Origin of the sequence: Pluralibacter sp. (genome assembly GCF_019237635.1) — a bacterium.
GTDB lineage: Bacteria > Pseudomonadota > Gammaproteobacteria > Enterobacterales > Enterobacteriaceae > Enterobacter_B.
In genome coordinates, this window is the sequence record NZ_JAFAGS010000146.1 from 1 (window position 1) to 8,205 (window position 8,205).

The following is an 8,205-nucleotide window of genomic DNA, read 5'->3' on the forward strand; positions in this document are numbered from 1 at the left end:
TGTTATGTGTGACGATCAGCACCGATTTAATCGGCATTCTGCTTTCGTTCCACAGGTCGAGCAGGTCGGTACGCAGCGTTTCCGCAGTGAGCACGTCCAGGGCCGAGAAGGGCTCATCCATCAGCAGAAGCGCGGGATCAACCACCAGCGCGCGGGCAAAACCGACCCGCTGACGCATGCCGCCGGAAAGCTCGCGCGGATAGGCGTTTTCAAAGCCATCAAGCCCGATAAGGTCTATCGCCGCCAGCGCCCGGGTACGGCGTTCAGTGGCGATGACGCCCAGCGCTTCCAGGCCCGCTTCCACATTTTGCAGCACGGTGAGCCAGGGAAACAGCGCGAAGGTCTGAAACACCATGGAAATGCCTTTCGCGGGACCGTTAACCGCAGCGCCCTGAAACTGCACCTCGCCGGAGGTCGGGGCGATAAGCCCGGCCACAATGCGCAGCAGTGTTGACTTCCCCGACCCTGAGCGTCCGAGCAGCCCGACTATTTCGCCTTCGCGCAGCGTCAGGTTGACGTTATCCAGAATCATCCGTTCGTCATGCGCTTTATCAAATCCATGGCATACCCCGCGCACCGCCAGAATTTCAGTATGGGTATCTGACGCGTTGCCTGGTACTGCAGGTTTTTCTTGCATGGGGAACCCTTTGTTAATCAATGCGGAATCTGGATTCTGCATAGGCGTACAGCGGCCGCCACAGCAGACGGTTAAATAAGGTGACGAACAAGGACATGACCGCGACACCCAGAATGATCTTCGGAAAGTCTCCCGCCGCAGTGGTTTTGGCAATATAGGCGCCTATCCCATAGGCGGTGAGCTGGGTATCGCCCCATTGCACAAACTCCGCCACGATGCTGGCGTTCCATGCGCCGCCGGACGCGGTGATAGCGCCAGTGATGTAGTAGGGGAAAATGCCCGGCAGCATGACCTCACGCCACCACTGCCAGCCGCGAATATGAAAATTCGCCGCAGCCTCACGATAGTCATTCGGAATGGCCGACGTTCCGGCAACGACGTTAAACAAGATGTACCACTGCGTACCCAGAACGATCAGCGGAGATAACCAGATATTCGGGTTCAGATTAAAGTGCACGATGGTGATGACAAAAATCGGAAACAGCAGGTTTGCCGGGAACGCCGCCAGGAATTGCGCGATCGGCTGTATTTTCCCCGCCAGCGCAGGGCGCATACCGATCATTACGCCAAGAGGAACCCAGACTAGCGATGAGATCAGAATCAGCACCGTGACGCGCAGCAGCGTGGCAAAACCCAGCAGAAATACGTGACCGACCTCGCTTAGCGATACACCGGTGCTGACATAGCCAATCACGCGCCAGGTGACGTACAGCGCCAGCAAGATGACCAGCGTTCCCCAGATAATATCAACAACCCGCGAGAGGCGACGGGCCGACCGCGGGCTGGCTGCGCCCCAGTGCGGCAGGGGAATGTGCAACGGAATACGCGCCATTCCCGACAGCAGGATGCCGAACGGCGACAGCAGACGGTGAATCAGACGGGTACGGCGTATCAGGTTCAGCACCCATGAGGTGGGCGCGCTGCCTGAGCGGGTATTTTCCATGCGAAACTTGTCGGCCCAGGCCACCAGCGGGCGGAACAACAGCTGATCGTAGGCCAGAATCACCAGCGTCATTGTCAGCAATACCCAGCCGATCGCATGCATATTTTTGCTTAAAATCGCCTGGGCGAGATACGCGCCGATACCGGGAAGCGTGAAGGTATTATTTCCCACGGTAATGGCTTCGGACGCCACAATGAAAAACCAGCCGCCGGACATCGACATCATCATATTCCAGATGAGTCCCGGTATGGCGAAGGGGACATCAAGCTTCCAGAAGCGCTGCCACGGCGTCAGGTGAAAACCGCGCGACACTTCGACCAGATCGCGCGGAACCGTGCGCAGCGACTGATAAAAGCTGAAGGTCATGTTCCACGCCTGGCTGGTAAAGATGGCGAAGATAGCGGCCAGTTCGACGCCCAATACGCGTCCCGGGAACAGGGCGATAAAGAACGTGACGGTGAAAGAGATATAGCCCAGAACCGGCACGGATTGCAGGATATCGAGAATGGGGATCAGGATTTTTTCCGCCCGACGGCTTCTGGCCGCCAGCGTGCCATAAACCAGCGTAAACAGCAGTGCGGCGAGCATCGCCACCAGCATACGCAGCGTCGTGCGTAGGGCGTATTCCGGCAGGTTAGCGGGATCCAGAGAGATGGTCTGTGTTTTCAGACTCACGATGGGCATCATGGTCTGGTTAAAACCGGTCACCATCATGGCAATCAGGCAAATAATCAGCGGGAAAGCAACGATATCCCAGCGATTGGGTTTCAGATGCCGGTAAGCGGTGTTCACCGCAAAATGCAGATTCATAAAACGTCCCTTTGATAACAAAAGGCAGGCTGATTGCAGATACGCAGATTATTACTCAGCATAATTAAACGCCGTGTATCTTTCATCAACGACGCGAGGCATTTTTTATTTACGCAGGACGTTCTTCAGAACGTCGCGATTTTTTGTGAGCAAAGGTGCATTTTTTGATCGTTATACTTGTATGGTAGTAGCTCAGTTGCGTAAATTTCCTGCATCAACGATGAGATGTAAGGATGAGAAATGAAAATTGTTGGCGCTGAAGTCTTTGTGACCTGCCCTGGGCGTAACTTTGTGACGCTGAAAATCACCACCGAGGACGGTATTACCGGGCTTGGGGATGCCACGCTGAACGGTCGTGAGCTGTCGGTGGCGTCCTACCTGAAAGATCACCTGTGTCCGCAGCTTATTGGCCGCGATGCGCAGCGTATAGAAGATATCTGGCAGTTTTTCTACAAAGGCGCGTACTGGCGCCGAGGCCCGGTGACCATGTCGGCGATTTCTGCGGTGGACATGGCGCTGTGGGATATCAAAGCCAAAGCCGCCAATATGCCGCTGTACCAACTGTTAGGCGGCGCATCGCGCGATGGCGTCATGGTGTACTGCCATACCACAGGGCACACGCTTGACGATGTGCTTGAAGATTACGCCCGGCACAAGGAGATGGGGTTTAAAGCCATTCGCGTGCAGTGTGGCGTGCCGGGGATGAAAACCACCTACGGCATGGCCAAAGGCAAAGGGCAGGCTTATGAACCGGCTACCAAGGGGCAGTGGCCGGAAGAGCAGCTGTGGTCAACCGAGAAATACCTCGACTTCACGCCGAAGCTGTTTGAGGCGGTGCGCAATAAGTTCGGTTTCCACGAGCATTTGTTGCACGACATGCACCACCGGCTGACGCCTATTGAGGCGGCGCGTTTTGGCAAAAGTATCGAAGATTACCGCTTGTTCTGGATGGAGGACCCAACGCCTGCGGAGAACCAGGAATGTTTCCGCTTGATTCGCCAGCATACGGTTACGCCGATTGCGGTAGGCGAAGTGTTCAACAGTATCTGGGACTGCAAACAGCTGATAGAAGAGCAACTGATCGACTATATCCGCACCACCATCACTCACGCGGGGGGAATCAGCGGAATGCGGCGTATTGCAGACTTCGCCTCTCTCTACCAGGTACGTACCGGCTCGCATGGTCCGTCCGATCTTTCGCCGGTCTGTATGGCGGCGGCGCTGCACTTTGACCTGTGGGTGCCGAACTTCGGCGTGCAGGAGTACATGGGATATTCCGAACAAATGCTTGAGGTCTTCCCACACAGCTGGACCTTCGATAACGGCTATATGCATCCGGGTGATAAACCGGGGCTGGGTATCGAATTTGATGAAAAACTGGCGGCGAAATATCCGTATGACCCGGCATATTTGCCTGTAGCCCGTCTTGAGGACGGCACGCTGTGGAACTGGTGAGGAACCGTAAAATGAAAAGCATCGTCATTCGACAACCCAATGAACTGGTCATTGAAGAGCGTGAAATCCCGGCCCCGGGGACTGGCGAGGTGCGGGTGCGCATTACGCTTGCCGGGATTTGCGGTTCTGACAGCCATATTTATCGCGGACACAATCCGTTTGCTAAATACCCGCGCGTGATTGGTCACGAATTCTTCGGCGTGATCGATGCCGTCGGCGACGGCGTTACCGATAAATCACCGGGCCAGCGGGTCTGCGTCGACCCGGTGATCAGCTGCGGCCACTGCTACCCCTGCTCGGTCGGCAAACCGAACGTCTGTACGTCGCTGGAGGTGCTTGGCGTACATCGCGATGGTGGGTTTAGTGAGTATGCTGTGGTTCCGGCGGGCAACGCGTGGGTCGTCCCCGCGTCGATTGCCGATGAGCATGCCGTGATGGTTGAACCGTTTACTATTGCGGCGAACGTTACCGGGCAGGTCAACCCGCGCGAAGACGATATCGCCCTTATCTATGGCGCCGGTCCAATGGGGCTGACGACATTGCAGGCGCTGAAGGGCGTCTACCGTGTGAAGCAGGTGATTGTCGTTGATCGCATTGATGAGCGGTTGGCGCTGGCGGAACGAAACGGCGCTGACTGGGTGATTAATAACAGCGAACAGTCGCTTGCCGGGCAGTTGGAAGCCAAAGGCATTAAACCGACGCTGATTGTCGATGCAGCCTGTCACCCGACAATCCTCGCTGAGGCGATTGCCATTGCATCGCCCGCCGGGCGAATTGTGCTGATGGGGTTTTCAACGGAACCGTCGCAGGTGGTGCAACAGGCCATCACCGGCAAAGAGCTTTCTCTTTACTCCTCGCGGCTTAATGCGCGGAAATTTCCCGTGGTGATCGACTGGATGGAGAAAAAACTGATCAACCCCGACATGTTGATCACCCATCATTTTGAATACCAACAGGTCAAAGAGGCCATTGAGGTATTTGAAAAAGACCAGAAACGCTGCTGTAAGGTGCTACTGACCTTCACAGAATAATAATGAGATAGCCGTTTTACCTCTTACCTTCAGAGAATAAAGATGATGACACAACATAAATCTGAACGAACTACCAAAGACCTTATCCGTGCCGCGGTGTCGGGCTGGTTAGGGACCGCGCTGGAATTTATGGATTTCCAGCTCTACTCGTTGGGCGCTGCGCTGGTTTTCCATGAGATATTTTTCCCGGAACAGTCGGCGGCGATGGCGCTTATTTTAGCGATGGGCACCTATGGCGCCGGCTATATCGCGCGCATTATCGGCGCTTTTATCTTCGGCAAAATGGGCGACCGTGTCGGACGTAAAAAAGTGCTGTTTATTACGATCACCATGATGGGCATTTGTACGACGCTTATCGGGGTATTACCCACCTATGCGCAAATCGGTATTTTTGCGCCGGTGCTGCTGGTGACGCTGCGTATTGTTCAGGGACTGGGCGCTGGAGCGGAGATTTCCGGCGCGGGGACGATGCTTGCGGAGTACGCGCCGAAAGGTAAGCGCGGGATCATCTCTTCGCTGGTGGCGATGGGCACCAACTGCGGCACGCTAAGCGCTACGGCCATCTGGGCGGTCATGTTCTTCGCCCTCGATCGCGAGGCGCTGCTGGACTGGGGCTGGCGCGTACCGTTCCTGGCAAGCGTCGTGGTGATGATCTTCGCTATCTGGTTGCGTCTGAACCTGAAGGAAAGCCCGGTCTTCGAAAAGGTCAACGAAGAAGAGGGCGCTGTTGCGCGGCCAGCTGCGGCTGATGACAGTTCGCTTGGCGCCATGTTTCGCAGCAAATCCTTCTGGCTTGCCACCGGGTTGCGTTTCGGTCAGGCCGGTAACTCCGGGCTCATTCAGACATTTTTAGCCGGATATCTGGTGCAGACGCTGCTGTTTGATAAAGGCATTCCCACCGATGCGCTGATGATAAGCTCGGTTATCGGGTTCCTGACCATCCCGCTGCTGGGCTGGTTGTCGGATAAATACGGACGTCGGCTGCCGTATATCCTGCTGAATATTTCGGCCATTATTCTTGCGTACCCGATGCTGGCTATCATCGTCGATAAGAGCTATAGCGCGGGAACCATCATGACCAGCATTATTGTGATTCACAACGTTGCGGTGCTGGGACTGTTCGCGCTGGAAAACATCACCATGGCGGAGATCTTCGGCTCCCGCAACCGCTTTACCCGCATGGCTATCGCCAAAGAGGCGGGCGGCTTGGTGGCGGTGGGTTTCGGCCCGGTACTGGCCGGTATTTTCTGCAACATGACCGGTTCGTGGTGGCCGATCGTCGCTATGGTCATCTGCTACTCGTTGATCGGCCTGTTTTCCGCCGTACTGATGCCTGAAGTGCGCGACCGCGACCTTAGCCTGCCGCAGGATGCCGCCGAACCGGTGCCGACAACCGCGCACCCGCGCGTCGGACAGTACAACTAACGCTTCTCGCCCGGTTGTGTGATAACGGCAATGTTGTCACACAACTTTCAATTCGTGTCATACCACTTACCGTTTCATTAACATAAATCAAAGTCTGGGGATGAATGCGAGTTATTCTAGTATGGCAATGAGCTATCTCTACAGTGAGTCATAACATGCAAAATATGCTCTTAACAGCCAACGCCTCTGTGCCTGGCTATGACCGTAGTACGCTGGTACCGCGTATTGTTCATCTTGGCTTTGGCGCTTTCCATCGCGCGCATCAGGCGGTGTATGCCGATATTCTTGCGCAGGAATACGGGAGCGACTGGGGCTATACCGAAGTGAATCTGATTGGCGGCGAGCAGCAGATTGCCGATCTGAAACGTCAGGACAACCTGTATACCGTGGCGGAAATGTCCGCTGACGCCTGGAAGGCGCGTGTGGTGGGCGTCGTCACCGAAGCACTGCATGCCCAGGTCGACGGCCTGGAAACCGTACTGGCGAAAATGTGTGAACCGCAGGTCGCTATCGTCTCATTGACCATCACCGAAAAAGGCTACTGCCACTCTCCGGCGACCGGACAACTGATGCTCGATCACCCCTTAATCGCCGCCGATTTACAGCACCCGCACCAGCCGACGTCCGCGCCGGGCGTGGTGGTCGAAGCGCTGGCCCGCCGCAAAGCCGCCGGGCTACCGGCATTCAGCGTAATGTCCTGCGACAACATGCCGGAAAACGGCCATGTGATGGGCAATGTGGTGCGCGCCTATGCCCGCGCCGTGGACAGCGACCTGGCGCTGTGGATCGAGAAGAACGTCACCTTCCCGTCAACGATGGTTGACCGCATTGTGCCTGCTGTGACGCCGGAAACACTGGATAAAATTGAGCAGATAACCGGCGTTCGCGACCCGGCAGGCGTCGCCTGCGAGCCGTTCCGCCAGTGGGTTATCGAGGATAACTTCGTGGCAGGTCGCCCGGCATGGGAAAACGCCGGGGCGGAACTGGTGGCTGACGTGGTGCCGTTTGAGGAGATGAAGCTGCGGATGCTTAACGGCAGCCACTCCTTCCTGGCCTACCTCGGCTATCTGGCGGGTTATCAACATATCAACGACTGCATGGAGGACGACAACTATCGCCGTACCGCCTATGCGCTGATGTTAAAAGAGCAGGCGCCGACGCTGAAAGTGAAGGGCGTCGATCTGGCCCGCTATGCCGACCTGCTGATTGCCCGTTACAGTAACCCGGCGCTGCGTCATCGCACCTGGCAAATTGCGATGGACGGTAGTCAGAAACTGCCGCAGCGGATGCTGGATTCCGTTCGCTGGCATCTGGCGCGCAACAGCGCATTCTCGCTGCTGGCACTTGGTGTGGCGGGCTGGATGCGCTATGTCGGTGGTGTGGATGAGCAGGGCAATGCCATTGAAGTTTGTGACCCGCTGCTGAGTACCGTTCAGGCAGCAGTACGGAACAGCGCTGAAGGCGAAGCGCGCGTGAAGGCGTTGCTCGGCATCGACGCTATTTTCGGCAACGAACTGCCGCTGGAAACGCGGTTTGTCGGGCAGGTGACGGCAGCGTACCTCTCGCTGCTGGAATACGGCGCGAAAGCGACCGTCGCGAAATACGCGCAGATGCTGTAATGAGAGAGGCCGTCCTTCGGGGCGGCTTATTCCAGGCATAATCGTGTATATCGCACAAACCTCATCCCCAACGCGGGGTGAGGTTCTGCTTATTCTTCGCTAAACCAGTCGCTGTTTTCCTGGCGAATTAACAGCACTGACTCGCTGATTTCCTGCAAATGCTGCGTCATCGCGGCATCCACTCCGGCAACATCACGCTGCGCCAGCGCGCTGAAAATGTCCTGATGCTGGTGTAGCAGCATGTCCGGCGAAGAGATGTGATCGAGGCTCATATAGCGCACGCGG

General features: G+C 56.3%; 7 protein-coding genes. 4 read left to right on the forward strand and 3 right to left on the reverse strand.

Translation table 11 applies throughout. From position 1 onward, the window contains the following. Together JO226_RS16810 and JO226_RS16815 are read right to left on the reverse strand one after the other, a co-directional pair. Positions 1-637: ABC transporter ATP-binding protein (locus tag JO226_RS16810; RefSeq protein ID WP_293606901.1), on the reverse strand; the 637-nt coding region annotated here is incomplete at its 3' end. A gap of 13 nt (positions 638-650) precedes the next feature. Continuing rightward, positions 651-2,390 carry an ABC transporter permease subunit gene (locus tag JO226_RS16815; RefSeq protein WP_293606902.1) on the reverse strand — a complete coding sequence of 580 codons (1,740 nt, stop codon included), beginning with the start codon at positions 2,388-2,390 and terminating at the stop codon, positions 651-653. Between the two features lie 240 nt (positions 2,391-2,630). Here JO226_RS16815 and rspA point away from each other — a divergent pair, with 240 nt between their 5' ends. The 4 genes from rspA (at position 2,631) to JO226_RS16835 (ending at position 7,920) form a co-directional block, all read left to right on the forward strand. Continuing rightward, positions 2,631-3,845, forward strand: a complete 1,215-nt coding sequence (rspA, locus tag JO226_RS16820; protein WP_293606903.1) for a starvation-sensing protein RspA — start codon at positions 2,631-2,633, stop codon at positions 3,843-3,845. An 11-nt stretch (positions 3,846-3,856) separates the two neighbouring features. Next, positions 3,857-4,876, forward strand: a complete 1,020-nt coding sequence (locus JO226_RS16825; RefSeq protein WP_293606904.1) for a Zn-dependent oxidoreductase — start codon at positions 3,857-3,859, stop codon at positions 4,874-4,876. A gap of 45 nt (positions 4,877-4,921) precedes the next feature. Further along, entirely contained in the window at positions 4,922-6,301 is a 1,380-nt protein-coding gene (locus tag JO226_RS16830) for an MFS transporter (RefSeq protein WP_293606907.1), read from the forward strand. Between the two features lie 155 nt (positions 6,302-6,456). Continuing rightward, positions 6,457-7,920 (forward strand): mannitol dehydrogenase family protein, encoded by a 1,464-nt coding sequence (locus JO226_RS16835; protein WP_293606905.1) that lies wholly within the window; start codon positions 6,457-6,459, stop codon positions 7,918-7,920. An 89-nt stretch (positions 7,921-8,009) separates the two neighbouring features. Here JO226_RS16835 and JO226_RS16840 read toward each other — a convergent pair. Then, positions 8,010-8,205: FCD domain-containing protein (locus tag JO226_RS16840; protein WP_293606906.1), on the reverse strand; the 196-nt coding region annotated here is incomplete at its 5' end.

Coding starts and splice junctions, on each gene's coding strand:
- rspA (WP_293606903.1), top strand. CDS start 2,631: ATGAAAATTGTTGGCGCTGAAGTCTTTGTGACCTGCCCTGGGCGTAAC.
- JO226_RS16835 (WP_293606905.1), top strand. CDS start 6,457: ATGCAAAATATGCTCTTAACAGCCAACGCCTCTGTGCCTGGCTATGAC.
- JO226_RS16825 (WP_293606904.1), top strand. CDS start 3,857: ATGAAAAGCATCGTCATTCGACAACCCAATGAACTGGTCATTGAAGAG.
- JO226_RS16830 (WP_293606907.1), top strand. CDS start 4,922: ATGACACAACATAAATCTGAACGAACTACCAAAGACCTTATCCGTGCC.
- JO226_RS16815 (WP_293606902.1), bottom strand. CDS start 2,390: ATGAATCTGCATTTTGCGGTGAACACCGCTTACCGGCATCTGAAACCC.